The organism is Thioclava arctica (genome assembly GCF_040892615.1).
Classification (GTDB): domain Bacteria; phylum Pseudomonadota; class Alphaproteobacteria; order Rhodobacterales; family Rhodobacteraceae; genus Thioclava; species Thioclava arctica.
In genome coordinates, this window is record NZ_JBFRYC010000017.1 from 1 (window position 1) to 22,862 (window position 22,862).

The following is a 22,862-nucleotide window of genomic DNA, read 5'->3' on the forward strand; positions in this document are numbered from 1 at the left end:
CCAGACGCGGAACAGTGCTCCGACGGGGCGGGGCCGCAGCCGCCACGAGGCGTTCGACCGCCGCCATAGCTGTTGGCGCGCGCAGAGCCATAATGCGGGTGATCTCGGGCAACGCGGCGAGACTAGCATCATCGGGCAGGGCGTCCCAAAGGGCGGCCAGATCAAGGTCCCCGGGATAGGTCAGATGCAGCTGAACCAGCGTGAGGTGGCGATCCAGTGCGACCAATTCCAGCGGTGCGGGCAGGTTGGCTGTGAGCGTATCGGGCAGCCGCGTGCCGACTGGCATATACACCAAGACGGCGTCGTCTGAAGACGCTAGCGCATCGGACAGCTTGGCCAGCGGGTCGCCCTTTTTATCGTTCTCCAAAGTCAGGATCGTCAATACCGGTTGCTCTGATCGACGGTGTCCCGGTTTTTCGAGCCGAATGCTGCCGTCGGGCAGAAAGCCCCGGCTCAGGATGCGTGTCAGATCGGGTGTTTCGTCCAGCATGCAGCCGCGCAGCACCGTCAGCGCGCGGGGTTTGGTCACATCTGCGACACGGTCCAGCGTTCCAAAAGTTGCCGCCAGCCGCAGTGTCAGCGCAAGATCCCGCGCACCAAGGAATTTTGCTGGCATGTTACTGTCGGCGAGCCCATCGAGCGGGGGCGTTGACGTCTCTTCTTTGATGCTTTCCGTGTCAGATGCGTCTCCCTGCGCCGTTGTTTCAGGCGGCTCGGCTTCAAGATCGAAGGGGGTGTCATCGATAAGCATGTCGAAGTCGTCATACGCATCTGTTTGCGCGGCTTTGGCGGGCTGCTTGGCCTCTTTCTCGGCTTGCATGCGACGGATGGCAAGGAGCGCGAGCGGACCCCAGCTAGGGGAGAAATCGAGTTGGGTCATAGCGGGCCTCATAAGGCATGGGGGGAGAGGCAGCCCCGGAAAGCGGGGCCGCGTGTTTGATCGCAAAGGCAGGGGTTTGCGCCTTTAGCGCCGGGATTTGCGGATCCGGACCTGCCGGGCGCGCCGCTTCATCTGGCTGCGTCCAGCGGGGCCGGTTTCCTTGCGCTCGAGCCGTTCGAGCTCGCGCAAGATCACCGTTTCAAGGGTGGGGCGATAAATTTCGGATTTCACCTTGAGCAGGTTGATGAACTCGTGACGCGGAACAAGCTCTGCGGGATAGCGCCGCTCAAGCCGCTTGTGCAGGCGTTTTTCCATGAGTTGAGCGTAACGGCCCGAGCGCATCGGAATCTTGCGCAACAGCACGCGCGGAAGGTCGCGCGAGCGCGCCAGTTGATGCTGGAGGCGGCTTTCGGGGTTGCGCGAATAACCGAGTTTGATGACAAACTTGCCGGGCTTCAACTCAAAGCGCATTGCATAAAGATAGCTCGGCTCGGTCGACCAGCTTTCGCCGCAGCCGGGGCAGGTGAAGCGGCCGGTCTGCATGTTCACGCGCGCGACGCGGGTCGTGGCACCGCAGCCATCTGCGTGGCGATAGAGGCGATAGTTGTCATTGCCCTTGGGATCGGCACTGATGAGAGTCCAACCTTGGGCCTTGGCTTCTGCCTGCTCGCGGGCTTTCTGACAGATCTCGCACCGATGCGCGACCTCACCACGCGCCACGCGTTCGACGAACGTAAACTGGCGGCGCAGCTCATGGCCACAGGGCGCGCGATAAAACGCATAATGGCGATGCTTAGGATCGCGGCGCAGCATTTTAAGCCCAGCGGCATTGGATTGCGCGCGCCGGCGGGCCTTGATGCAGTGCGGGCATTCAGGGTTGGCATTCAGCACAACGGAGTGCCGACTGATGTGAACGCCGCCACAGGTCGCACATTCGAGTGCGAGGTGGTCCTTGTTCTTGACGCGTGCCACGATGCGGTAGCCTTTGGCTGTCGCGGCATCCGCCCAGTGGGCGTGGATGGTTCCGTTATAGATGGGATACTCGACATCGCCGATGATGAGCGATTTGGGAGCGGGGGCGTGCGGATTATGCTGGGTCATAGCCAGATCTCCTGATGACTAGGGGGATACGGCGCGCCACAGGGCGCGACCGAAGGGTCGGCGGCGAGAGCCGCAGGACATGCCACCGCTGACGCGTCCGGTGAGGACGCGATACGAAGTGGCTGTCTCGTCTCTCAGGAGATCAGGGGCAGGGCGCCCATGCGTCGAGATCATCGCCCGGCGCATAGCCAACGAGATCAAGCGCGACAAAGCTCTCAAACAGCGTCAACGCGGTCCGGATCATCGCGTTCACGCGGCGGTGGGTTGCGCTGTCATCGGTCATCAGAAAGTGGCCCGCCTTGCGCCGCGCGATCTCCGCAAACCGCGCAACCTCGCTCGGGCACTCGGAGCACATGGTGAGATGCACCAGATAGGCTGCCAGCTTGAGAGGTTTGTCGGACGGGCGGGTCGGAGCCTCTTTGATGAGGGCGCTCAACGCACCGGTCACGCGCTCTTGCGCCAGTTCCGCATCCCGCAGCCAGCCGGAAAACGCGGGGTCCCAGACGTTCACATCTGCGATGTCGCGCTCCTTCTCGATCCAGTCGGCAAACTGCCCAAGGAACTTCGAGAATTGCGTCGAGATCGGCGTCGGGGTGTAGCGGGAAGTGTCTTCATTCGCGTCAAAACGCGTGATAGTCGTGTCGTTAGCCATGGTTGGTCTCCTTACTCGAGATCGGCTGCGGTTAGAGCGAGGGTGAGAGTGTGGAGCTCTTGCCTTCGCTCGCTTAATGTGCCATCGTTGCGTTATGATGTCAACATTAAAATGCGAAAAATCACATGGCTCCTCCTAAAAAAGATACCCAAGCGCTAACCTTGCGGCTTGAAACGCAAGTCATCGAAAAAATCGATGAGCTACGGCGGGCAGAGACAGACATACCCACACGCCCTGAAATGATACGCCGGATGCTGGAACGGTATATGTCACAGATTGGCTGATGCGGATTTGCGCCCCGTTCAGAGATGATCCGGCGGGCTATGGCGCAATGGCTTAAAGGGACAGATCGCTAGGCGGTGGCGGCGCGAAAGCACCTGCGCTGAGACTGCTTTCAATTGTAATCTCAAGCGCAGATGATGCTTTCGAAATGCGAGACGGCGCTTTTCGGAAGACTGGGGTTTCAGATCGGCGATAGGCCCGATTGCACCCAAGCAGCAAGGCCTGTCTCGTTGGCCCGCGGGCGTGGTCTTTCATCATAGTGATGCCTTTCACAGGACCGAGACGGAAGGCATAACCGTTGAGCCGCAAAAAGGTGAGGGCGGTCACAAGCGCCAGGCGCTTGTAGCCAGCCACAAAGGCGAGTGCCTTGGCGATGCCAAATGCATAGGTGCTTGCGATCCGGGTCGGCCCTGCATTGCTACAGGCGAAAGCTTCATCGCCCGCGCGCAACCCATCTCAAGCAGCGCTCTGTTGCGCAAGCTCGCCGCGCCACCATGTCTTGAAATCTGTTGGTCGTGGATGATGATGACGGCGGCGAAGGGAGCTCAGACGGGTTCGCTCATGCAAGGCCGCCAGCAGATAGCGGTCTTCAGCCATCACGATTTCCGCCGCCTCCAACGCTGCTGCAACCGATGGATCATTGGCCATGATCTTGAGGCTGCCATCGTCGCCACGCACCACAACAAGCGAGCCGACCGCCACGGCTGAGAGCCATCGAATTTGCGAAATTTTTATCATTCTGCGCGGTCAAGGAAACCCGTAGAGAGTTAGCCTCCTCGACGAGCAGCGTGCCGCAAAAATCGCGCGCGACCAGCTCATCGATGCGTAGTCAAGAACCCGATGAACGGTAAGGGGCGTGGCGCAAACTTTTTGGATTTTATATGATTGGTCTTTACACTTCGAGACCGGGACGATTCTGGTATCGCAGATAAGGTCGTATTTGGATCGGTCTGAACAATCCTCCCCTTCGCCAAAAGATCAACATGCACTTCAAATCCCGCTCCCGATCTGGGGCGGGTGGGCAAAATTAGGTGGCTTCCGATTTGCTGGGTAATGGCGGTGACAATGGTGAGGCCTAGCCCACGGCCATTTGTATGCTCTACCGATGTTGGCCGCTTTTGAAGCTTGAGCGTGGCGCGCAAACTAAGTCTAGCTAACACAAAAGATATCCGGCGGCTTTTTCGTGTCGGCACTTCATAATTGTGACAGCAAGTCTACCCGGCCCCCCGGGGACGCGTCTCAAATCAGGAGCTGCCCATGCCGCAAGTCGAACACCCCGAACGTCGCCGCCGCCGTGAAATCCAAGCCACCGACGCAGAGTGGCAACAGATCAGTGATAACGCCAAAGACGCCGAGATGTCACTCTCTGAGTTCATCCGTCACTGCGCGATCTCGCGCAAGATGCCGGCGTCAAAAAAGCCCTCAGGTAAGCATGGCGCAAATATCGAGGTTGCGCTGGCGCGATGCGCATTGGAGCTAGAGAGACTAGCAGAGCATGCAATGTCTGGCTCGGTTCTCGACATGCCCGTGCTGTTGATGTTGTCGGGAATCGAAGAGCTGTTGACGCAAGTTCACCGTGCGTTGCTTCGGGAAAGGGACGCAAAATGATTCTTGTCTGGACAACATTTACTGGAGCCACGATGCGCGATTATCGTGCAATGATTAATTATTTCATCGATCCCGAAGTGCCAAAGCGCTTGAATGGCAGGGTGATCCAACTTCACAGAGATCCGGCCCCTGAGGCGTTGCGCGGGAAGCCTGAGTTCACGATCGGGGCGCTCGATGCGCTTTCGCAGAAACATCGCCTCTCTGCGCTAACCATGACCTTCACGGAGGAAGATATCTGTGTTGCGGAGTTCAACGCTGGCGATGCTGAGTTGCGGGAAACCGTTCAGCGGATCTGCGATCTGTGCATCGCGGTAGCCTATCCCGGCGTGCCGGCAAAATCATTGCCGCCAGTGTTCATTACGACCCACACGCATACCGGAAGGCTCGAGCTGAACTTTGCGCTGCCGCGCTTCGTCTTGACGCCAGAGGGAGCCGTGCGTGCGCATAATCCGCGGCCTCCCGTGGCAGGGATTCAGGACTACTGGCGAAGTTTCGTGGATGTGGTGAATAGGCGTTTCGGGTTTAGTGATCCCGGCGCGCACTCGCGAGTTCAGTTTGTTAGGTTGCCTGATCGCGTGGTGAAAGAAGCGGCAGAAGCTGCGCGCACGGGGCGTGAGACGCGCTATCAGCCGTTGTTGGATTTCGTGGTGTTGGTTCAGGATCGGGCATTCGAACCGATAGCCCAAAAGGGCGGCCTCAATCGACAGAGCCTTCTGGCTCGGTTGCTACCCGACCTGCCTAAATTCGATCTTCAGCTTGCAAAGACGACACCCGGTGGAACAACCTTTTTATTCGGAGAGGGCAAAACAGTCCAATCCATCGTAATACGCGGACCGTTAATGTCTGACGCGTTCATCGATATTGGTGGGCGTCTCTTAACTCGGGAAGCGGATCGGGCAGTTGTTTTGCAAGCTGCGCCTGACATGCTTGCAAGGCATTGGCGTAGGAAGGTTGACTATGCGCACGCGCGATACGATTTTCCCAAACCCGAGAGTTTCGGAGCGCTTGATAGGATCTTGGCGCCAGTCCCGCGCCCGCGACGCAAACGCATTTTGCCTCGCGGGCGCGGATTGCAGGCTATGGCGGACGCTGTCAGGACTCTCTTAGAAGATGTCATTTTACCCGCGCTGTCCGCGCATTTTGCGGCTGCTCGAATTTCTACTCTGCCGATTTCTCTGTTTTCCGAAACCCGTAAAAAACTGGAAGCCTTGAATGCCCGATATGCCAAGCCAAGCCCAAGACCCCAGCGCGAGCGAAATCAGCGAGCTGATCGAGGCCAATCGTCAATTGATAGCCCTGATCGAGCCGCTACGCGCGTTGCTGGCAATCGAGAAAGAGAAGGGGGTGAGCGATCAGCTCGACCAGATGATTGTCGAGTTCAAGTCGATCGCAACGCAAATGAGCCAAGCAGCGGAACTTCTGTCGAGCTCAATAACCGAACTCAAGTCAGGGAGCGCGCAGGCGCAAGCCCAGCATCATCAGATCGCGAGCCTGATGGGGCAAGTCTACGAACGTTTGAAACGCTTAGCCTGAGCAAGCTCGACGCCATGATCGAAGCAGGCTTAGCCCGGTTTGGCGTGGCGTGCATGTCGGCATCGCCAGAGGTGGTAGATGACGAAGAACCTGAGCCAGACGCGCCGTATCCGGATTGAACTTAGGGGGCGGCCTCTCCATACGCATTTCAATTTTACCGAAATCGTTTGCGCTTGCCTCGAAGTGAACTGTTTCGAGCCTGATCTGGAAGAAAGTGCGCAATATTGGCCGGCTTTGCGGCCGCCAAACCAAAAAACCTATGGATTACGAACAGCTTAAACATGAAAATTTCTGCTTCGTGACGTATTTTACCCCCATCAGGCCGTGCGATCTTCGCAGATCCATCGACATTATCATCCGGCGCCGAGAGACCCTCGTGCGTCAACAGGAGTGCTATTTCTTGGGCCAACGAAAGGCTCAGCAAGCGGAGACATGCAGGCGCATCGCGTTTGACGCGTGGCGTGTCGCTGCGCATTTGGCTCGGCTTGAATTGACCCGCGACAAGGTCGCGCGATTGGTGATAGAGAACGCTTGAAGACCCTTCATATGAACGCCGCCCTTGCCCATGCCCCCGAAGCCGCCGAACGGGCTCGCATCGCGCAGGAAGTTGCATCGCTTGACGCTAAGCTTGCCAGCGTTGCGGTAATCCCCCATTTCTAACGGGCTTCAGCAATAGAATTCACGCGGCAGGTCGAAGGAACGCGACGCACGGATCAAGGCGCTGCTGGATCGGCTTGGTGGGCACCGGGAAGAAACCGAGGCCGCAGGCTACAGTGCCCCGGAGCCCGAGCAAGATTCTTGGGGCGATCACGACGACGCCTACTCCTTGGATGGCCCTTGATCAAAAGGATTTGCTATAGGATCAGTAGACAATCGGCAGGCGCTCAATCGCGTATTTCAGGTCTTCTATCGGCGATCCCTTTTCATAGACCGTCTCATGAACATCCTTCCCTTCATGTGCAACAATTTCGCGAACGATGACGTCGGGAACCGTTGTGTCGCGGCTGAGCACGTTTTGAACATAGTGCTTCATCGAGTGCAGCGAGAGTTTCGCGCCCTCGGCTCCGAAGACCTCATCATTGATTTGCCGCATCTTTCTGGTGATGTCGCGACCAAAGGCATCGAGCGTTGCGTCGTAGAGGTCGGGAAACAGAAGCTTGCTGCCCGCTTGGCGTTGTGCCTTCACATGATCCATGAAGCCAAGCTCGATAAGCCGGGAATGAATCGGCAATCGACGTTTGGACGCTTTCGTCTTCAGACGCCGTTCTTCGGAGACGTCGATATCGAAATACGCAATGCCGTTCTCCACCTTGATGGCGGTCGTAGGGAGGCCGCAAATTTCGGCGCGGCGTGCTCCTGTATATGCACAAATGATGGGCACCCAGAACATCCCGTTTCGATAGATCTCGCTGCCGGCTGCAAGCTGATAGTATTGCGAGTGCGATCCCGTCCAGACAGGGTGCGTGAACAGCCGCCGCAATTGCTCGGTTGTGTATTGGTCCCGTTTCTCATTCGCGCGCTCTGGCTCCCGGCGACGGAGTTTGTTGGGGCGCAGCTTCTCATGAATTGCGATTCCTTCATTGTCGGCCCATGCCACGACCTGCTGAAGGTGATCCAGATGCCGGTTAAGCGTGCCGATGGAAAGGCCGACTTTCTCGGGTGGCAGCTTGGCTGCCCGGGCCTGCATGTCCTCGAGAGTCGCCGTCGCATCCCGGGAACTCTTGCCCCAGCTTTTGGGTAATTTATAGAGTATTTCCCGAAACTTCGCAGCATCTGACTGGCGCAGTTTTGTCACGTCGCGTTTGCCGGTGATGGTCACGAAAAGCCGCGCGAAGCTGAAATATTGCTTCAGCGTTCTCTCCTCGATGCCCTCCTCGCGTTTGATCGCATTCATGCGTTCGATGACGGCAAAGATGTCAGGATCGTAATCGTTGCCGTCTTCGTCGCAGTAGTTTTCTAGTTCCGTGCGCGCGATTTGCCCTTTTGAGGCTACGTCTCCCGAACTTTTCGCAGTGCCCTGAATTTCGCAGCTATTTGAGCCCTCAGGGGTGGTGACGTCCGCCGAGAACTGCATTGAGCCGAGTTCACGAGCAATCTCTTCGGCCATGTCTTGCGCGGGCCGGGGAGGAGAGGCCTCAAACCGCTCCCAGGCGGCGGCCTTGGCTGCACTGGTCAATTGGCGAAGTTGGAGCATCTCATACGCGCTCACGGAGACCCGGCCTGTGAGTTCGAGAAATTCTCGGCGTTGGCGATTGGTGACGGCCTCGCTCAGCATATGGCGCGAAAGAAGCTTGAGTGTGTATTCGAGGGAATCGACATCGGCCGCGCTCGCGCCTTCCGTTTTCAGATGATCGAGTGTTTCTTGATCGAGACTCGCCTCGATGCCACGATCCGAGAGCAGGCGCCAAGCCTTGCGGTTGGCCCAATCGAGCCGCCGATCTTGCTCGTCATAACCGCCATCCATTTTCTGGATCAGGTGCAGCTTTTCAAGCTTCGCCATCTCGGCCTGCGCAACTTGCGTCATCCAAGCGCGCGCCTCACTCTTCGTCAGGTAGTTTCTATCGATTGCCTCAAACACTTTATCGCTCTCCGCGGTTAATACCCGAGAGATTATAAGCGCTTTTGAGCGGTTTTGGGTGCGTAAAGATATCTGAAGATCGAAGATTTCTGTGGATTGTGAACGAAACTTACGCCGCCATTGATAAATCTGGCCGCGTTTTGAAAGGTGTGGCTGAGCATGAATCATGCGCGTTTCCCCGTTAGGGGCGGATCACGCGGAACCTGAAAGGTTGGTGTGACACCTTGGTGTGACACCAACGATGCCAACTTCTGCTACACCCAATAAAATCAATGGGTTAGGGTGAAGTTGGCTCCGGCGGTAGGGATCGAACCTACGACCAATTGATTAACAGTCAACTGCTCTACCGCTGAGCTACGCCGGAACACGTGGGCTGTATATGAACCTCAAAACGGGTTGTCCAGAGGGTTTTTTGCAAAAAGGGGTCTAATTTTCAGCATCGCGAAAATTCTGCATCCGGATGCAGGGGGGTGGTTGTGCGAACCTTTTTTTGTTGTTCAAGTTCAATGAGATGGGCGAAGACATTGCGTTGGGCGGCGCCGTGCAGCGCGTGAGGGAGGTCGCGATAAATCTGGGCGGTCAGATGGGCGGGGGTGGACGAATCCGAGCTCAGCGCCTGCAGGATTTGCGCGCTGCGGGTTTCGCGGTGGGCGCGGTGCTCGGCGATCAGGGGCAGGGGGGCGCGCACGGGCGCGCCATGGCCGGGATACAGAATGCGCGGGCGCAGGGCTTCGATCTGGGCCAGCGAGCGATAGTAATCGCTCAGATCGCCATCGGGGGGGGAAATCAGGGTCGAGGACCAGCCCATGATCAGATCGCCGCTCAGCACCGCATCGCCGATTGCGAAACACAGATGATTGCAAAAATGTCCCGGCGTATGCAGCGCCGTGACTGCCCAATCGCCATGCGCGAGCGTCTCGCCATTGCCCAGCAACTGATCGGGGGCAAAGCCGTGATCGACGCCCTCGCCACCACCCGCCACACCGCGCGCCGCCAGATCACGCATCACGTCAGAGCGCCCGGCCTCGGGCGGGCCAAAGGCATAGATCGGCGCGCCCGTAGCCTCCGACAGCGCACGCGCCCCGGGGGAATGGTCAAGATGGGCATGCGTGACGAGGATATGCGTGATCCGCTCTCCGGGGGCGAGCCCGTCTAGGATCGCGCGCAAATGGCCTTGATGGATCGGACCGGGGTCAACTACCGCGACATCGCCCGTGCCAATCACATAGGTGCAAGTGCCTTGATAGGTCATCGGTGAGGGGTTGGGCGCCACGAGACACCGTAGCCCTGACTGCAACTGTTCCATCTTTCGCTCCGATCGCGCTTTGGCTAGGGTTGTGGCATGAATTTTAGCTGGCTCAAACAGATGATGCCGCGCGGGCTGTATGGGCGGGCCGCGTTGATTTTGGTTTTGCCGGTGGTGACGATCCAACTGGTGGTCTCGGTGGTGTTTATTCAACGCCATTTCGAACGTGTCACGCGGCAGATGACGCAATCCATGGTGCATGAGATCGATCTGCTGGATCGCGCGGCGCGCACGGCCCCTGATTTCGCGACGGCTCGGGCGCGGCTGGCAGATCTCGATTCGATTCTGGGCTTTACGGTGCGCTATCCGGCCCCTGAGAGCCTTGCCAATGCGCGCGGCGATCAGCGCAGTTTCAGCGATCTGACCGGGATCGTCGTGATCTCGACCCTGCGCACGGCACTTAAGAATGTGCGCTATATTGATCTCAATGATGCCGATGATCAGGTGACAGTGGTTCTGGAGACCGCGCGCGGTGCTCTTGCGCTGAGCTTTCCGCGCGATCGCGTCTCGGCGTCTAATCCGCATCAACTGTTGGTGCTGATGTTGTTCGTCTCGATTCTGATGACACTGGTGGCCTATCTGTTCTTGCGCAATCAACTGCGCCCGATCCGTCGTTTGGCGGCTGCGGCCGAGGCCTTTGGCAAGGGGCGCAATGTCTCCTACCGGGTGAGCGGGGCCAATGAAGTGCGCTCGGCCGGGTCGGCCTTTTTGGATATGCGCAACCGGATCGAGCGCCAGATCGAGCAGCGCACGCTGATGTTGTCCGGCGTCAGCCATGACCTGCGCACGCCTCTGACGCGCTTGCGTTTGGGGCTGTCGATGCTGCCAGAAGGCCCCGAAATCACCGCGATGGAGCGCGATGTCGATGAGATGAACCGGCTGGTTGATGCCTTTCTTGATTTCGCGCGCGAGGGAGCCACGCAGGGCGACCCCGAATTGTGCGAGATTTGCCCCTTTGTGCGGGCCGTGGTCGAGGATGGCGCGCGCGCGGGGCAGAATGTGACAATGCGGCCCTGCGAGGGGCAGGGTGAGGCGACCTTCCGCCCCGATGCGCTGCGCCGTGCGCTGGAGAATCTGATCGGCAACGCTGTGCGCTACGGCGAGCATTGCGTGGTGTCGGTTGTGATTTCGCAGAAAGGCTGGCGGATCGTGGTCGAGGATGACGGGCCCGGTATTGCGCCCGAACGGCGCGACGAAGCGCTGCGCCCCTTCACCCGGCTGGACCCGGCGCGCAATCAAGATCGCGGGCAGGGGGTGGGCTTGGGTCTGTCGATTGCCATCGATATCCTGCGCAGCCATGGCGGCACCCTGAAATTGGGTGAAAGCGCGGACATGGGGGGGCTGCGCATTGAAATGATCTTGCCGCGCTAATCAATCGTAAAGGTTCGAGGGGCCAGTGTAACCAAAGCGGTGCGACCCTCTTGCCCAAAATCGCACACGCGCGCATTGTGTCGATTGAGTGACATGGACTAGTTGAACCGATCCACCGACCCACCTAGATATTGGGTTGAACAGGGAAGGGACGCGGCCGCCGATGAACGGGGCTGGGCCCTTTTGCCACAGAGGAAAACTTATGACCGAAATAACCCCCGTCACCCATCCGGTTCTGCCGCTGCGGGACATCGTGGTGTTTCCGCATATGATCGTGCCGCTTTTCGTGGGGCGCGAAAAATCGGTACGCGCGCTTGAAGAAGTGATGGCCGAGGATCGCCAAATCCTGCTGGCCAGCCAGATCGACCCATCCGAAGATGACCCCGATACTGATGGAATCTATCGCATCGGTGTGCTTGCTAACGTGTTGCAATTGCTAAAACTTCCCGATGGGACCGTCAAGGTTCTTGTTGAGGGCAAGAGCCGCGTGAAGATCACCGATTTCATCGTCAACGAGTCCTATTTTGAGGCAGAGGCCGAGCCGCTGTTTGAGCTGCCCGGCGATCAGCCGTCTGTGCGCGCTCTGCTCAACACAGTGGGCGATGAATTCGCACGCTACGCCAAGATCAAGAAGAATATCCCCGAAGAGGCGCTGGTCGCCGTCGGCGATGCGGGCGATGCAGATAAGCTGGCCGATCTCGTGTCGGGCCATCTCGGTCTGGAGGTCGCGCAAAAGCAAGATTTGCTGGAAACGCTTGATGTCGCGGAGCGGCTGGAAAAAGTTTACGGGTTGATGCAGGGCGAGGTTTCCGTCCTTCAGGTCGAGAAAAAGATCAAATCGCGCGTAAAAACCCAGATGGAGAAAACCCAGCGCGAATATTACCTGAATGAGCAAATGAAGGCCATTCAGAAGGAGCTGGGCGACGGTGAGGAAGGCCAAAACGAGATCGCCGAACTTGAAGAGCGTATCGCCAAGACCAAGTTCTCCAAAGAGGCCAAAGACAAGGCCGAGGCCGAGCTGAAAAAGCTCAAATCCATGTCGCCAATGTCGGCTGAGGCCACGGTGGTGCGCAACTATCTGGACTGGATGCTCGCGATTCCGTGGGGAACCAAAAGCCGTGTGAAGAAAGACCTGATCGCGGCGGAAAAAGTGCTCGATGCCGATCACTACGGTCTGGAAAAGGTCAAGGAACGCATCGTCGAATATCTCGCCGTGCAGGCACGTTCGACCAAGCTGAAGGGGCCGATCATGTGCCTCGTCGGCCCTCCGGGCGTGGGGAAAACCTCGCTTGGGCGTTCTGTCGCGCGTGCGACAGGGCGTGAGTTCATCCGCATCAGCCTCGGTGGCGTGCGCGACGAATCCGAGATTCGTGGCCACCGCCGGACCTATATCGGTTCGATGCCCGGCAAGATCATTCAGGCGCTGAAAAAGGCCAAGACGACGAACCCGCTCATCCTGCTCGACGAGATCGACAAGATGGGGCAGGATTTCCGTGGCGACCCGGCATCTGCTATGCTCGAAGTGCTTGATCCGGAACAGAATTCGACCTTTGTCGATCACTATCTTGAGGTCGAATATGACCTGAGCAACGTGATGTTCCTGACCACGGCGAACAGCTACAACATGCCCGGCCCGCTGCTGGACCGGATGGAGATCATCCCGCTGGCTGGCTACACCGAGGACGAAAAAGCCGAGATCGCGCGCCAGCACCTGATCCCCAAGCAGATTAAGGCGCATGGGCTGAAAAAGGGTGAGGTTTCCATCACCGATGGCGCGCTGTCCGATGTGATCCGCTATTACACCCGCGAGGCCGGGGTGCGCAGCCTTGAGCGCGAGATTGCGAAACTCGCGCGCAAGGCGGTGACCGAATTGATCAAGTCGAAAGGTGCGATCAAATCGATCGAGATCGATTCCGACAAGGTCGCGCAATATCTGGGCGTGAAGCGCCATCGCTACGGTCTGGCCGAAAAGGAAGATCAGGTCGGTGTTGTGACCGGGCTTGCCTGGACCTCGGTGGGGGGCGATCTGCTCCAGATCGAGGCGCTGCGCCTGCCCGGCAAGGGTCGGATGAAGACCACCGGCAAGCTGGGCGATGTGATGAAGGAATCAATCGACGCGGCGTCCAGCTATGTGCGCTCGATCGCCCCGAAAATGGGCATCAAGCCGCCGAAATTCGAAAAATGGGACATCCACGTGCACGTCCCCGATGGTGCCACGCCTAAAGATGGTCCCTCGGCTGGCTTGGCAATGGTGACCTCGATTGTCTCGGTTCTGACGGGCATTCCGGTGCGCTCAGATATCGCGATGACCGGTGAGGTCAGCCTGCGCGGCAATGCGATGCCCATCGGTGGTCTTAAAGAAAAGCTGCTGGCGGCCCTGCGCGGCGGGATCAAGACGGTCTTTATTCCCGAAGAGAATGAAAAAGACCTCGCCGAGATCCCCGACAACGTGAAAGAGGGGCTTGAGATTGTGCCCGTCACCCATGTGACCCAAGTGCTGGAGCGCGCGTTGGTGCGCATGCCAGAGCCCGTCGAATGGGATGAAGAGGCCGAAGAAGCCGCCGCTGCCGCCGCCGCTGCAAAAGGCGGCACAGACAGCGCTGCTTCCGCCACCACGGCGCACTGAACTGATCGCCCGTCGCATCCCTTGCGGCGGGCGCTTTGCTATCCCCCGCTAAGCTCTCCCGATATCAGGGAAAAAGGAGCCATCATGGCCAAAGCCGCAAAACCGAAACGGCCCGCAAGCCCTGCGCGCAAATCCCCCAGCAAGCCGCGCGCCCCCAAAGCCGCCCCTGCTTCGGCGGCGACGTTGTCAGTGGCCTCTGCGCCCGTCGAGGCCGCAGACACCAAGGTCGTTCTGAGCAAGAAGACCTTTGTCGATCGGGTGATGATTGCGGCGGGCGTCAACAAGGGGCAAGCGCGCCAGATGTCGGAAGCGGTGCTCAACGTGCTGGGCGAGGCTCTGTCTGTGGGCGAAGAACTCAACGTGCCGCCGCTGGGCAAACTCAAGATCAACCGCCAGTTCGAAAAGAATGGCGATGAAATTCTGGTGGTGAAACTGCGCCGCCCCTCGGGCATGCTGGCCGATACGGGTGGAGATGAAAAAACAGCCCCGTCCCCTCTTGCAGAGGATGAGGACTGAGGCTAGAAAGCGCGCCACGGGGGCGATTAGCTCAGTGGTAGAGCGCATCGTTCACATCGATGATGTCGGGGGTTCAAATCCCTCATCGCCCACCATTTCCCCTAAGGCGCGCCCCTGACCCGGGCGCGCCTTGGTCGTTTTAGGGCCTGAACGCAGGACAGTGAAAACCGCCCTTGATTGCTGCGCGCGACCCGATTAAAGAGCGGGCAGGGGGCGGTTAGCTCAGTTGGTAGAGCGCTTCGTTTACACCGAAGATGTCGGGGGTTCGAGTCCCTCACCGCCCACCATCCCCCGTTCAAATTGCCCAATTGTGAGCCTGCGCAGAGGGTCTGCGCGCGTTTGGGTCTATCAAGATTTTCAACTGCGCTTAAGTTTGTCTCAACGAGAGGAGACTGACATGAGCTGGAACCCCGCCCTTGATCCCGAAATTCCCATCGGCGATGCCGTGGATGCGATTGAAACCGTCATTGCGCCGCGTGCGCGCGATCTGGGGGGCTTTGAAGTGCGTCGGGCGCTGCCCTCTGCCGCGCGGCAAATGATTGGCCCGTTTATCTTTTTCGACCAGATCGGCCCGGTTGAGTTTCTCTCGGGTCAGCGGGGAATCGACATTCGCCCCCACCCCCATATCGGCTTGGCGACCGTCACCTACTTGCTGCAAGGACGCCTGCATCACCGCGATAGCCTTGGCACGGATCAATGGATCACGCCGGGGGCCGTGAACTGGATGAGCGCGGGTTATGGCATCACCCATTCCGAACGCACCGACGGCGTGGTTCGCGATAGTGGGCAGCTGCTATCGGGCATTCAGACTTGGGTGGCGCTGCCCGAGGCGCAAGAAGACGGCGCAGCAGGTTTTGAGCATGTCGCCGCAGCGGCGCTGCCCACGCTTGAGGGTGAGGGCAAGACCGTGTGCCTCGTGTTGGGCGATGCCTGGGGCGCACGTGCGCCGATGGCGCTGCCTTCCGAGATGTTTTATGCCGATGCGCAACTCGAAGCCGGCGCGCAGCTACCTTTGCCGGATAATCACGAAGATCGCGGCGTTTACGTGCTGAAAGGCGCGGTGCATGTTGCGGGCGAGACCTACGCGGCGGGGCAGATGTTGGTGTTTCGCCCCGGCGATCAGATATCGCTGCGCGCGGGCGATGAGGGCGCGCGACTGATCGTGCTGGGGGGCGCGACAATGGCGGGCCCGCGCTATATATGGTGGAATTTCGTAGCCTCCTCGCGCGACAAGATCGACGCCGCCAAAGAGGCATGGCGCGCGGGCGATTGGGCGCATGGCCGCTTTCGCCTGCCGCCCGAAGACAACGCCGACTTCATACCCGCCCCCGATCACTAAGTGCAGCCCCATCCCGCCACGCCCCCCTTATGTGAGGCGTGGCTGTGCCTTTCATCTAGCGCGAAATACTCCCGCCGGAGGCCCCCGCCTCATCAAGAGTCACCCCTTTGGAAAATAGTCGCAACTTTTTCGCAACCGCCCGCTTGACGGGGGGCGGGGGGGCGCGTAATACGCCCCAACGCTCGGGCGGCGATCCGGGCAGATGGTGTGAGCGGTTGTAGCTCAGTTGGTTAGAGTACCGGCCTGTCACGCCGGGGGTCGCGGGTTCGAGCCCCGTCAACCGCGCCATCATCCGGATCGCCCGAGCGCTATGCGCGGTTGTAGCTCAGTTGGTTAGAGTACCGGCCTGTCACGCCGGGGGTCGCGGGTTCGAGCCCCGTCAACCGCGCCACTTTTCCCTCGAAAAAGTTGGCTTCCATGGATCAGATCCGCGCATTTTTCGACGAGGTTCCGTTGGGGCTGGCGGTAATTGCCTCGCTGACTTTGGGTCTCGCGCCGTTCGTGCCCGAACCCCATATCTGGGAAAAGCTCAAGATGGCGCGCGCGGGAACGTTGCGCAAGCCGATCGACATTTTTGATCTCGCTCTGCATGCTGCGCCCTTTATTCTGCTGATCGGCAAGCTGCTGTTTCTGGCCTTTCCAGCCTAAGCCTGCACCCAAAGATACGTTGAGCTTTCGCGCGCCAGTCTTTATATCGCAGGGCGGAACGCGCGGAGGCACCCAATGACCCTGATCAAACGCATTTTCGACCATATCACGCTGTTGCAGGCGGTGATTTTGGCTGGGTTTCTGGGCCTCGCCCCGTTTACGCCAGAGCCGCATATCTGGGAAAAGCTCAAGATGCTGGCCTCAGGCACGCTAGTGCGCCCGGTGGATTGGTTCGATCTGTGCCTGCACGGGCTGCCGTGGATCATTTTGGCCGTCAAACTGGTACAATGGGTGAAAACGGGTAAGGCCGGGCGGGCTGCGGAGGATACGAAATGAAAGACGATCTGGATGCCAAAGCGCTGATCGATACGATGGGGCAGGCGGCGCGCGCTGCCGCCGCCGAACTGGCCTATGCCAGTGCCGACAGCAAGCGCACCGCTTTGATCGCGGCGGGCGATGCGATCTGGGCGCGCCGCGCCGAGATACTGACCGCCAATGGCGAAGATATGGCCTACGGCGCCAATAAGGGGCTCAGCCCGGCGATGATGGACCGGTTGATGCTTGATGAGGCACGCATTCGCGCGATCATGCAGGGATTGCACGCGGTGGCCGAGCAGCGCGATCCGGTGGGCGATGTGATGGCGCAATGGGACATGCCTTCGGGGCTGCATATCGAGCGCGTGCGCACGCCCCTTGGCGTGATCGGGGTGATCTATGAATCGCGCCCCAACGTAACGGCGGATGCGGGCGCGCTGTGCCTGAAATCGGGCAATGCGGTGATTTTGCGTGGCGGCTCGGAAAGCTATCATTCGAGCCGTGTGATCCATGCCTGTCTGCTGGATGGGCTGCGCGCTGCTGGTCTGCCCGAGGCCGCGATTCAGCTGGTACCCACGCGCGACCGTGCCGCCGTGACGCAGATGCTGCGCGCCACCGAATTCATTGACGTGATCGTGCCGCGCGGTGGCAAAGGGCTTGTCGGGTTGGTGCAGGCCGAGGCCCGCGTGCCCGTGTTCGCTCATCTCGAAGGCATTTGCCATGTTTATGCCGATGGCGCGGCCGATCTGGAAATGGCGCGCGCGATTGTGCTGAACGCCAAGACAAGGCGCACCGGGATTTGCGGCGCGATGGAGTGCTTGCTGATCGATCAGGCGTTTTACGACGCCCATGGTGGCGTGCTGATCGACGATCTGATCGCCGCCGGGGTCGAGGTGCGTGCAGAGGGCGCGCTGGCCGAGATCAAGGGCACGGTTGCGGCCACACCTGATGATTTCGGGCACGAATTCCTCGATATGATCTGCGCGGTGAAACTGGTCGATGGGGTTGAGGGCGCGATTGCGCATATTCGCCGCTATGGCAGCCAGCACACCGAATCGATCCTGACCGAGGATGACGCCACCGCAGCGCTGTTTTTCCAGCGTCTCGATAGCGCCATTCTGATGCGCAATGCCTCGACCCAATTTGCCGATGGCGGCGAGTTCGGGATGGGGGCCGAGATTGGCATTGCCACGGGCAAGCTGCACGCGCGCGGACCCGTCGGGGCCGAGCAGCTGACCTCGTTCAAATATCAGGTCACGGGCAAGGGGGCAGTGCGCCCCTAAGCTTTGCTTATAGGCGGATCAGGCCACCATCTTCGTAAATTTCCCATTTGGCCCGCCTGCCGAGGCGGGCCATTTCACGCGGCAAGAGGGCGAATTGCACCTGAGCCGGGGTGATCGACCCCGCGGCATCGCCCGCCTCATCCAGCGCGGCCCAAAGTGCTAGATCTGCACGACTTTTGGGGGAATGCGCGGTGATCTCCCAGCCCTCCGGGGTATCTTGGGCGACGATCTCTCCGCCAAAGGGGAGCAAGGTTTCCAGACATAGCACCGCGAGAAACGCCAGTTTTACGTCGACACGGGCTTGATCGCCCGCGATTTGCCAGTGATGGCTGATCCGCCCCAAACCCGACAGATCGCCCAGCAATTTGGCAATCTCAGACCGCCCCAGTCGCTGTTCGCTGCTGGCTTGTCCAAAGGCGACGCGGAAAAACTTGATCCGCGCATTCGCCGCAGTGACACTTTGCGCAATCAGATCAAGCTCGGGGCCGCGCTGCTGGCCCGACATCGCCAACAATTCCACCCCATTGCCAATTGCGCCCAAAGGGCTGATCAAATCATGGCAGAGGCGCGAGCCCAAAAGTGCGGATAAATCCATCTCATTCAGGCTTGTTTCGGCGGTCTCAAAAGGCATCTATATCTCCGAAAGAGAGGGCGACATGTATGAAATTCTTGAACCCGGGATGCTGGTGCGAAATCCGAAAATGCCCGATTGGGGGATCGGTCAGGTGCAATCGCGAATCGCGCAGATGGTGACGGTCAATTTCGAACATGCGGGCAAGAAGGTAATTGATGGGCGCAACGTGTCCCTTGAACTTGTTGTGCGCGATCAGAGTTGACAAAAGGTTAACAACAAAGCGTCTGGTCAACATGAATGCAATCATAGGTTGTGGTGATCCCGCGCTTTGCACAAGGCGATATTGCCAAGAGCGGCCAAGGTTTTTAAACCGAAGCACATGATCAAAGGACGAATCTGCGCGTGAACGACACGGCGTCATTCGAAATTCGGCTCGCGCAAAGCGAGGCCGATCTGCTTGCCTCGCAGAGGCTGCGCTACAGTGTCTTCGTTGAAGAACTGGGCGGGGGCGGTGCAACGGTCGATCATGGCGCGCGCATCGAACAGGACGCGCTGGATGCGCTTTATGATCATCTGCTGTTGATTGATCGCAATCGCCCTGAGGGCACGCATGTCGTGGGGGCGTATCGCTTGCTGCGCTCAGATCAGGCCTGCGCGGCGGGACGGTTTTACTGCGATGGCGAGTATGATCTGGGGCCGCTGAGGCAATCAGGGCGTAAGCTATTGGAGTTGGGGCGTTCTTGCGTGCATCCCGCGTATCGCGGCGGGGCGGCGATGCTGCTGCTGTGGAACGCTTTGGCCGATTACGTCTTGGCCCATGAGGTGGAGATTCTGTTCGGCGTGGCCTCGTTTCACGGGACGGATGCGGGCGCACTTGCCCAGCCTTTGTCATGGCTGCATCACCACCATCTCGCCTCCGAGGCTCTGCGCCCGCGCGCGCTGCCAGAGGCGTTTCAGCCGATGGATTTGGTGCCTTTGGACGCTTTGGATCGCCGCGCCGCGATGGCGGCAATGCCCAATCTGATTAAGGCCTATCTGCGTCTTGGCGGCTTTGTCGGAGAGGGGGCCTATATCGACGCGCCGTTCAACACGACCGATGTGCTTTTATTGATGGATACCAAGGCGATGAGCGACAAACATCGCGCGTTTTATACCCGACGTTTCGAGAGCCGCGCATGACTTGGATGGCGCAGGAACCATCGCCAAAGCGCCTTACGGCGGCAGGTTGGCTGCGCGCGCTGCTGCGCGGGGCGGTTTTGGTGGCGCTGCTGTATGGCGGGCTGGTGCTTATGCTCGTGCTGCGCTTGATTGAGCGTCCCTTGCACGGGCTGAATCGCCCTTGGACGCCCTATATCACGCAGGTGGTGTGCCGTTTGACCTTTCCGGTTCTGGGCCTCGGCTATCGCGTGCGCGGGCGCCCGATGGAGCATATCGGCGCGGTGGTGGCCAATCATGGCTCGTGGCTTGATATTTTCGCGCTCAACGCCTGCCAAACCCTGTATTTCGTCTCCAAGGCCGAGGTCGCGCGCTGGCCGATGATCGGTTGGTTGGCGCGCGCGACGGGGACAGTCTTCATCCGGCGTGACCCGCGCGAGGCAAAGCTTCATCAACAGCTCTTTGAAGATCGTCTGCGCGCCGGGCACCATTTGCTGTTTTTTCCCGAAGGAACCTCGACCGACACGCGCCGGGTTTTGTCTTTTAAACCAACGCTTTTTGCGGCGTTCTTCAGCCACGGACTGGAGCGAATTCTGCAGATCCAACCCGTCACCTTGATCTATCATCCGCCACCGGGCGAAGACGTACGTTTTTATGGCTGGTGGGGAGAGATGGGCTTTGGGCCGCATCTGCTGAAAGTGCTAGCGCAGCGCCGCCAAGGTTCGGTTGAAATTGTGTTTCACGACCCGCTTGATGCGGCGCAGTTTACCTCGCGCAAAGCTCTGGCCCTGCGCTCAGAGGAAGCGGTGCGTGCAGGCTTGCCCTATGCGGATGAAACCGAGCGGTAATGGGCAAGGACGAACAATCGGATCGCCGTGGCAAGGCCTGTATCGACCCCGCGATCAACATCAATTTTAGCCGCTAATTCATTGATACTTTTCGATTTTGTTTCTGCAATTTCGCGAAATGCCTGCCAGAATTCATCCTCTAGGGTCACCGAGGTGCGATGCCCGCCCAAGGTAAGAGAGCGCTTTCTGGGGCGGCTCATTCATCGCCCTCGCGCGCATGCCCGTCCAAATCCCGCGCAGCCTTGCCCATTTCGCGCTCTTCGAGCGTTTTCTGCCCCTTGCTTCGGCCATGTTTCACCGCGTTCTCAGTGCCTTGCGCGCGTTTCTTTGCGCGCAATTGCTGTTTTCTGAACTGGTTGAGATTGGTGATATTGCTCATGTGCAAGAGCTTGCCACAGCTTGACGGTCTGGAAAAGGAGCGATCTTGCTGCTTGGCACATGCACGCGTGGTCTCGCGCCCCATTTAATCCGACACGGGCGGGAACCTGAGCACGTCCTAAGTGTTCCTTGGGCAATGGGAAATCAAAGTCTTGCGCCATTCTGCGCATCCCTGCACCCTAAATGGAGCCAGCAAATTGACCGTCTTCTTGCACAGTGTCGCGACCGCTCTTCCTCCGCATGAATTGCCCCAAGATCTTGTTCAGCGCCGCGCCCAGCGCATCCTCGGGCCAAAATATCCGCAATTCGAACGCTTGTTGTCGAGCTTCGTCAATTCCGGCGTCGAAAAGCGCCATTCCGTTGTGCCCATTGAGTGGTTCGAAGCCGAGCACGGCTGGCATGAGCGCAACAGCATCTTTCTTGAGGGCGCAACGCAACTGTTTGAAGAGGCCGCGTGCGCAGCCCTTACGCAGGCGGGTTGGCAAGCACACGAGGTCGATTGCATCGTCACCGTCTCCTCCACCGGCATCGCCACACCCACGCTTGAAGCGCGCGCGAAGGCTCGGATGGGATTTCGCGATGACGTGCGGCGTGTTCCGGTCTTTGGGCTCGGATGTGCTGGCGGCGTGGGCGGCTTGTCCTTGGCGCAATCACTTTGCGCCGCTCAGCCCGAGCAGAAGATCCTGCTTGTGGTGGTTGAGGCCTGCACCCTGTCCTTCCGTTCGGACCGGCTGCAAAAGGCCGACATCATCGCCACGGTTCTATTTGGCGACGGGGCGGCGGCGGTCTGCCTTTCGGGGCAGCGCCCGGCTGCGGGGCGCTGTGTCACGCTGGCGCCGGGCACGCAGATGACTTGGCCTGATACGCTGGGCATCATGGGTTGGGATGTCGATGACACCGGGCTTGGCGTTGTGTTTGACCGCTCGATCCCTGATTTCGTGCATAAAAATCTTGCAGCAGCGGTGACGGATGCGCTGGGGCGCTCGGGCCTGACGCAGGCGCAAATTGCGCGATTTGTCTGCCATCCGGGCGGGGCAAAGGTTGTCAGCGCGATCGAGAGCGCGTTGGCGCTAGCCCCCGACAGCTTGCAGGCCGAGCGCGAGGTGCTGCGGGTTGCTGGCAATATGTCCGCACCCACGGTGCTGTTTGTTCTCAAGCAGGTGCTGGAGGACGGGGCGTGCGGGCAGATGATGGCGACGGCGCTGGGGCCAGGATTTTCCGCCGCCTTTCAGCCCATCCATGTCGAGGCAGAAGCAGCATGATGTCGTTTGGTGCGGGTCTTTTTTTGGCGTTTCTGGTTGTGCAGCGTCTGTCAGAACTGGTGATTGCACGGCGCAACACGGCGCGTTTGATGACTGCGGGCGCGCAAGAGGTCGCGCCCGGTCACTACCCGCTGATCGTGGCGCTGCATACGGCGTGGATCGTATCGCTGATCGTCTTTGGGTATGGGGCAGCGATTCACCCGGTTTGGCTGGGACTGTTCGCGCTGCTTCAGGTTTTGCGCGTCTGGATTTTGGCAACGCTTGGGGCGCGCTGGACGACGCGCATCATCGTCACACAGACCCCGCTGGTTGTGGCGGGCCCCTATCGCTGGGTGCGCCATCCCAACTATCTGCTGGTGATTGCAGAGATTTTTGTCGCGCCGATGGTTTTGGGGCTTTGGCAGGTGGCGCTGATTTTCAGCGTGCTCAACGCGCTCGTGCTGAGCATTCGTATTCGCGCCGAAAACGCAGCCCTGCGCCCATTGGGGGGCGCTGCCCCCAACTGACAAACCCGGGGCTGTGTCAGTCTCCCCCGGATATTTGGGCAAATGCGAAGGGGGCAGAGTTGCGCAAGGTCGGTCGCGTCGGACCGCCCTTGCGCGTTTCG

At 59.4% G+C, this 22,862-nt stretch carries 23 protein-coding genes, 5 tRNA genes and 1 pseudogene; 19 read left to right on the forward strand and 10 right to left on the reverse strand.

Translation table 11 applies throughout. The features are described from left to right. The 3 genes and pseudogenes from AB4874_RS17970 to AB4874_RS17980 all read right to left on the reverse strand — a co-directional run. Positions 1-880: pseudogene (locus AB4874_RS17970) on the reverse strand (hypothetical protein); the annotation flags it as partial. 84 nt (positions 881-964) lie between these two features. Further along, positions 965-1,981, reverse strand: coding sequence for a GIY-YIG nuclease family protein (locus tag AB4874_RS17975; RefSeq protein ID WP_368393018.1), 1,017 nt, complete (start codon positions 1,979-1,981; stop codon positions 965-967). A 142-nt stretch (positions 1,982-2,123) separates the two neighbouring features. Next, entirely contained in the window at positions 2,124-2,633 is a 510-nt protein-coding gene (locus AB4874_RS17980) for a hypothetical protein (RefSeq protein ID WP_368393019.1), read from the reverse strand. A gap of 125 nt (positions 2,634-2,758) precedes the next feature. On the opposite strand from AB4874_RS17980, the gene AB4874_RS17985 reads away from it, so the two are divergent. Next, the gene (locus AB4874_RS17985) at positions 2,759-2,917 is read left to right on the forward strand and encodes a ribbon-helix-helix protein, CopG family (RefSeq protein ID WP_368393020.1); all 159 of its coding nucleotides are present in this window, start codon (positions 2,759-2,761) and stop codon (positions 2,915-2,917) included. 454 nt (positions 2,918-3,371) lie between these two features. On the opposite strand, the gene AB4874_RS17990 is transcribed toward AB4874_RS17985, so the two are convergent. Next, on the reverse strand, positions 3,372-3,653 hold the full coding sequence (locus AB4874_RS17990; protein WP_368393021.1) for a hypothetical protein: 282 nt from the start codon (positions 3,651-3,653) through the stop codon (positions 3,372-3,374). Between the two features lie 519 nt (positions 3,654-4,172). On the opposite strand from AB4874_RS17990, the gene AB4874_RS17995 reads away from it, so the two are divergent. Both AB4874_RS17995 and AB4874_RS18000 read left to right on the forward strand, forming a co-directional pair. Further along, positions 4,173-4,523, forward strand: a complete 351-nt coding sequence (locus AB4874_RS17995; RefSeq protein WP_368393022.1) for a plasmid mobilization protein — start codon at positions 4,173-4,175, stop codon at positions 4,521-4,523. Between the two features lie 32 nt (positions 4,524-4,555). Then, complete coding sequence (locus AB4874_RS18000; RefSeq protein WP_368393023.1) at positions 4,556-6,175, forward strand: hypothetical protein; 1,620 nt, start codon at positions 4,556-4,558, stop codon at positions 6,173-6,175. Between the two features lie 743 nt (positions 6,176-6,918). Here AB4874_RS18000 and AB4874_RS18005 read toward each other — a convergent pair. The 3 genes from AB4874_RS18005 to AB4874_RS18015 form a co-directional block, all read right to left on the reverse strand. Then, the gene (locus tag AB4874_RS18005) at positions 6,919-8,802 is read right to left on the reverse strand and encodes an integrase (protein WP_368393024.1); all 1,884 of its coding nucleotides are present in this window, start codon (positions 8,800-8,802) and stop codon (positions 6,919-6,921) included. A 121-nt stretch (positions 8,803-8,923) separates the two neighbouring features. Beyond that, positions 8,924-8,998 (reverse strand) — tRNA-Asn (locus AB4874_RS18010). 69 nt (positions 8,999-9,067) lie between these two features. Continuing rightward, a complete protein-coding gene (locus AB4874_RS18015; protein ID WP_368393025.1) occupies positions 9,068-9,940 on the reverse strand; it encodes an MBL fold metallo-hydrolase in 873 nt (290 codons plus the stop codon). Between the two features lie 36 nt (positions 9,941-9,976). Between AB4874_RS18015 and AB4874_RS18020 the strand changes: the two genes are divergently transcribed. The 11 genes from AB4874_RS18020 to AB4874_RS18070 all read left to right on the forward strand — a co-directional run bounded on the left by AB4874_RS18020 (position 9,977) and on the right by AB4874_RS18070 (position 18,038). Continuing rightward, positions 9,977-11,311, forward strand: a complete 1,335-nt coding sequence (locus AB4874_RS18020) for an ATP-binding protein (RefSeq protein WP_295536225.1) — start codon at positions 9,977-9,979, stop codon at positions 11,309-11,311. A gap of 202 nt (positions 11,312-11,513) precedes the next feature. Next, the gene (gene lon / locus AB4874_RS18025) at positions 11,514-13,937 is read left to right on the forward strand and encodes an endopeptidase La (protein ID WP_368393026.1); all 2,424 of its coding nucleotides are present in this window, start codon (positions 11,514-11,516) and stop codon (positions 13,935-13,937) included. 84 nt (positions 13,938-14,021) lie between these two features. Next, complete coding sequence (locus AB4874_RS18030; protein WP_368393027.1) at positions 14,022-14,453, forward strand: HU family DNA-binding protein; 432 nt, start codon at positions 14,022-14,024, stop codon at positions 14,451-14,453. Between the two features lie 20 nt (positions 14,454-14,473). After that, positions 14,474-14,548, forward strand: a tRNA-Val gene (locus tag AB4874_RS18035). A gap of 116 nt (positions 14,549-14,664) precedes the next feature. Beyond that, positions 14,665-14,740: transfer RNA gene (locus AB4874_RS18040), tRNA-Val, on the forward strand. 110 nt (positions 14,741-14,850) lie between these two features. After that, positions 14,851-15,792, forward strand: coding sequence for a pirin family protein (locus AB4874_RS18045; RefSeq protein ID WP_368393028.1), 942 nt, complete (start codon positions 14,851-14,853; stop codon positions 15,790-15,792). A 211-nt stretch (positions 15,793-16,003) separates the two neighbouring features. Beyond that, a tRNA-Asp gene (locus AB4874_RS18050) sits at positions 16,004-16,080 on the forward strand. A gap of 26 nt (positions 16,081-16,106) precedes the next feature. After that, positions 16,107-16,183 (forward strand) — tRNA-Asp (locus AB4874_RS18055). A gap of 26 nt (positions 16,184-16,209) precedes the next feature. Next, a complete protein-coding gene (locus AB4874_RS18060) occupies positions 16,210-16,440 on the forward strand; it encodes an RND transporter (RefSeq protein WP_295536234.1) in 231 nt (76 codons plus the stop codon). 75 nt (positions 16,441-16,515) lie between these two features. After that, positions 16,516-16,776: an RND transporter gene (locus AB4874_RS18065; RefSeq protein ID WP_368393029.1), complete on the forward strand. Its 261-nt coding sequence runs from the start codon at positions 16,516-16,518 to the stop codon at positions 16,774-16,776. Beyond that, entirely contained in the window at positions 16,773-18,038 is a 1,266-nt protein-coding gene (locus AB4874_RS18070) for a glutamate-5-semialdehyde dehydrogenase (protein WP_368393030.1), read from the forward strand. Before AB4874_RS18065 ends, AB4874_RS18070 begins: the two co-directional genes overlap by 4 nt. A gap of 7 nt (positions 18,039-18,045) precedes the next feature. Here the strand turns inward: AB4874_RS18070 and AB4874_RS18075 are convergent, their stop codons facing one another. After that, positions 18,046-18,669: a histidine phosphotransferase family protein gene (locus tag AB4874_RS18075; RefSeq protein WP_295536242.1), complete on the reverse strand. Its 624-nt coding sequence runs from the start codon at positions 18,667-18,669 to the stop codon at positions 18,046-18,048. Between the two features lie 25 nt (positions 18,670-18,694). On the opposite strand from AB4874_RS18075, the gene AB4874_RS18080 reads away from it, so the two are divergent. The 3 genes from AB4874_RS18080 to olsA all read left to right on the forward strand — a co-directional run bounded on the left by AB4874_RS18080 (position 18,695) and on the right by olsA (position 20,615). Then, positions 18,695-18,874: a DUF3553 domain-containing protein gene (locus AB4874_RS18080; protein ID WP_295536245.1), complete on the forward strand. Its 180-nt coding sequence runs from the start codon at positions 18,695-18,697 to the stop codon at positions 18,872-18,874. Between the two features lie 140 nt (positions 18,875-19,014). After that, on the forward strand, positions 19,015-19,791 hold the full coding sequence (gene olsB / locus AB4874_RS18085) for an L-ornithine N(alpha)-acyltransferase (protein WP_368393031.1): 777 nt from the start codon (positions 19,015-19,017) through the stop codon (positions 19,789-19,791). Continuing rightward, complete coding sequence (gene olsA, locus AB4874_RS18090) at positions 19,788-20,615, forward strand: lyso-ornithine lipid O-acyltransferase (RefSeq protein ID WP_368393032.1); 828 nt, start codon at positions 19,788-19,790, stop codon at positions 20,613-20,615. The genes olsB and olsA overlap by 4 nt, the downstream gene beginning before the upstream one ends. Here olsA and AB4874_RS18095 read toward each other — a convergent pair. Continuing rightward, positions 20,591-20,815, reverse strand: coding sequence for a ribbon-helix-helix domain-containing protein (locus tag AB4874_RS18095; protein ID WP_368393033.1), 225 nt, complete (start codon positions 20,813-20,815; stop codon positions 20,591-20,593). The genes olsA and AB4874_RS18095 overlap by 25 nt on opposite strands. Then, complete coding sequence (locus AB4874_RS18100) at positions 20,812-20,994, reverse strand: DUF4169 family protein (protein WP_295536257.1); 183 nt, start codon at positions 20,992-20,994, stop codon at positions 20,812-20,814. The genes AB4874_RS18095 and AB4874_RS18100 overlap by 4 nt, the downstream gene beginning before the upstream one ends. Positions 20,995-21,190: 196 nt before the next feature. On the opposite strand from AB4874_RS18100, the gene AB4874_RS18105 reads away from it, so the two are divergent. Then, the gene (locus AB4874_RS18105) at positions 21,191-22,255 is read left to right on the forward strand and encodes a type III polyketide synthase (protein WP_368393034.1); all 1,065 of its coding nucleotides are present in this window, start codon (positions 21,191-21,193) and stop codon (positions 22,253-22,255) included. Further along, complete coding sequence (locus AB4874_RS18110; protein WP_368393035.1) at positions 22,252-22,761, forward strand: isoprenylcysteine carboxyl methyltransferase family protein; 510 nt, start codon at positions 22,252-22,254, stop codon at positions 22,759-22,761. Before AB4874_RS18105 ends, AB4874_RS18110 begins: the two co-directional genes overlap by 4 nt. Positions 22,762-22,862: the final 101 nt, after the last annotated feature.

What these genes read in the sequence shown, in the direction of transcription:
- AB4874_RS18070 (WP_368393030.1), top strand. Translation starts at nt 16,773, where the DNA reads ATGAAAGACGATCTGGATGCCAAAGCGCTGATCGATACGATGGGGCAG.
- AB4874_RS18060 (WP_295536234.1), top strand. Translation starts at nt 16,210, where the DNA reads ATGGATCAGATCCGCGCATTTTTCGACGAGGTTCCGTTGGGGCTGGCG.
- AB4874_RS17985 (WP_368393020.1), top strand. Translation starts at nt 2,759, where the DNA reads ATGGCTCCTCCTAAAAAAGATACCCAAGCGCTAACCTTGCGGCTTGAA.
- AB4874_RS18075 (WP_295536242.1), bottom strand. Translation starts at nt 18,669, where the DNA reads ATGCCTTTTGAGACCGCCGAAACAAGCCTGAATGAGATGGATTTATCC.
- AB4874_RS18100 (WP_295536257.1), bottom strand. Translation starts at nt 20,994, where the DNA reads ATGAGCAATATCACCAATCTCAACCAGTTCAGAAAACAGCAATTGCGC.
- AB4874_RS18045 (WP_368393028.1), top strand. Translation starts at nt 14,851, where the DNA reads ATGAGCTGGAACCCCGCCCTTGATCCCGAAATTCCCATCGGCGATGCC.
- AB4874_RS17975 (WP_368393018.1), bottom strand. Translation starts at nt 1,981, where the DNA reads ATGACCCAGCATAATCCGCACGCCCCCGCTCCCAAATCGCTCATCATC.
- AB4874_RS18110 (WP_368393035.1), top strand. Translation starts at nt 22,252, where the DNA reads ATGATGTCGTTTGGTGCGGGTCTTTTTTTGGCGTTTCTGGTTGTGCAG.
- AB4874_RS17980 (WP_368393019.1), bottom strand. Translation starts at nt 2,633, where the DNA reads ATGGCTAACGACACGACTATCACGCGTTTTGACGCGAATGAAGACACT.
- AB4874_RS18000 (WP_368393023.1), top strand. Translation starts at nt 4,556, where the DNA reads ATGCGCGATTATCGTGCAATGATTAATTATTTCATCGATCCCGAAGTG.
- olsA (WP_368393032.1), top strand. Translation starts at nt 19,788, where the DNA reads ATGACTTGGATGGCGCAGGAACCATCGCCAAAGCGCCTTACGGCGGCA.
- AB4874_RS18095 (WP_368393033.1), bottom strand. Translation starts at nt 20,815, where the DNA reads ATGAGCCGCCCCAGAAAGCGCTCTCTTACCTTGGGCGGGCATCGCACC.
- AB4874_RS18015 (WP_368393025.1), bottom strand. Translation starts at nt 9,940, where the DNA reads ATGGAACAGTTGCAGTCAGGGCTACGGTGTCTCGTGGCGCCCAACCCC.
- AB4874_RS18065 (WP_368393029.1), top strand. Translation starts at nt 16,516, where the DNA reads ATGACCCTGATCAAACGCATTTTCGACCATATCACGCTGTTGCAGGCG.
- AB4874_RS17990 (WP_368393021.1), bottom strand. Translation starts at nt 3,653, where the DNA reads ATGATAAAAATTTCGCAAATTCGATGGCTCTCAGCCGTGGCGGTCGGC.
- lon (WP_368393026.1), top strand. Translation starts at nt 11,514, where the DNA reads ATGACCGAAATAACCCCCGTCACCCATCCGGTTCTGCCGCTGCGGGAC.
- AB4874_RS17995 (WP_368393022.1), top strand. Translation starts at nt 4,173, where the DNA reads ATGCCGCAAGTCGAACACCCCGAACGTCGCCGCCGCCGTGAAATCCAA.
- AB4874_RS18005 (WP_368393024.1), bottom strand. Translation starts at nt 8,802, where the DNA reads ATGATTCATGCTCAGCCACACCTTTCAAAACGCGGCCAGATTTATCAA.
- AB4874_RS18020 (WP_295536225.1), top strand. Translation starts at nt 9,977, where the DNA reads ATGAATTTTAGCTGGCTCAAACAGATGATGCCGCGCGGGCTGTATGGG.
- AB4874_RS18080 (WP_295536245.1), top strand. Translation starts at nt 18,695, where the DNA reads ATGTATGAAATTCTTGAACCCGGGATGCTGGTGCGAAATCCGAAAATG.
- AB4874_RS18030 (WP_368393027.1), top strand. Translation starts at nt 14,022, where the DNA reads ATGGCCAAAGCCGCAAAACCGAAACGGCCCGCAAGCCCTGCGCGCAAA.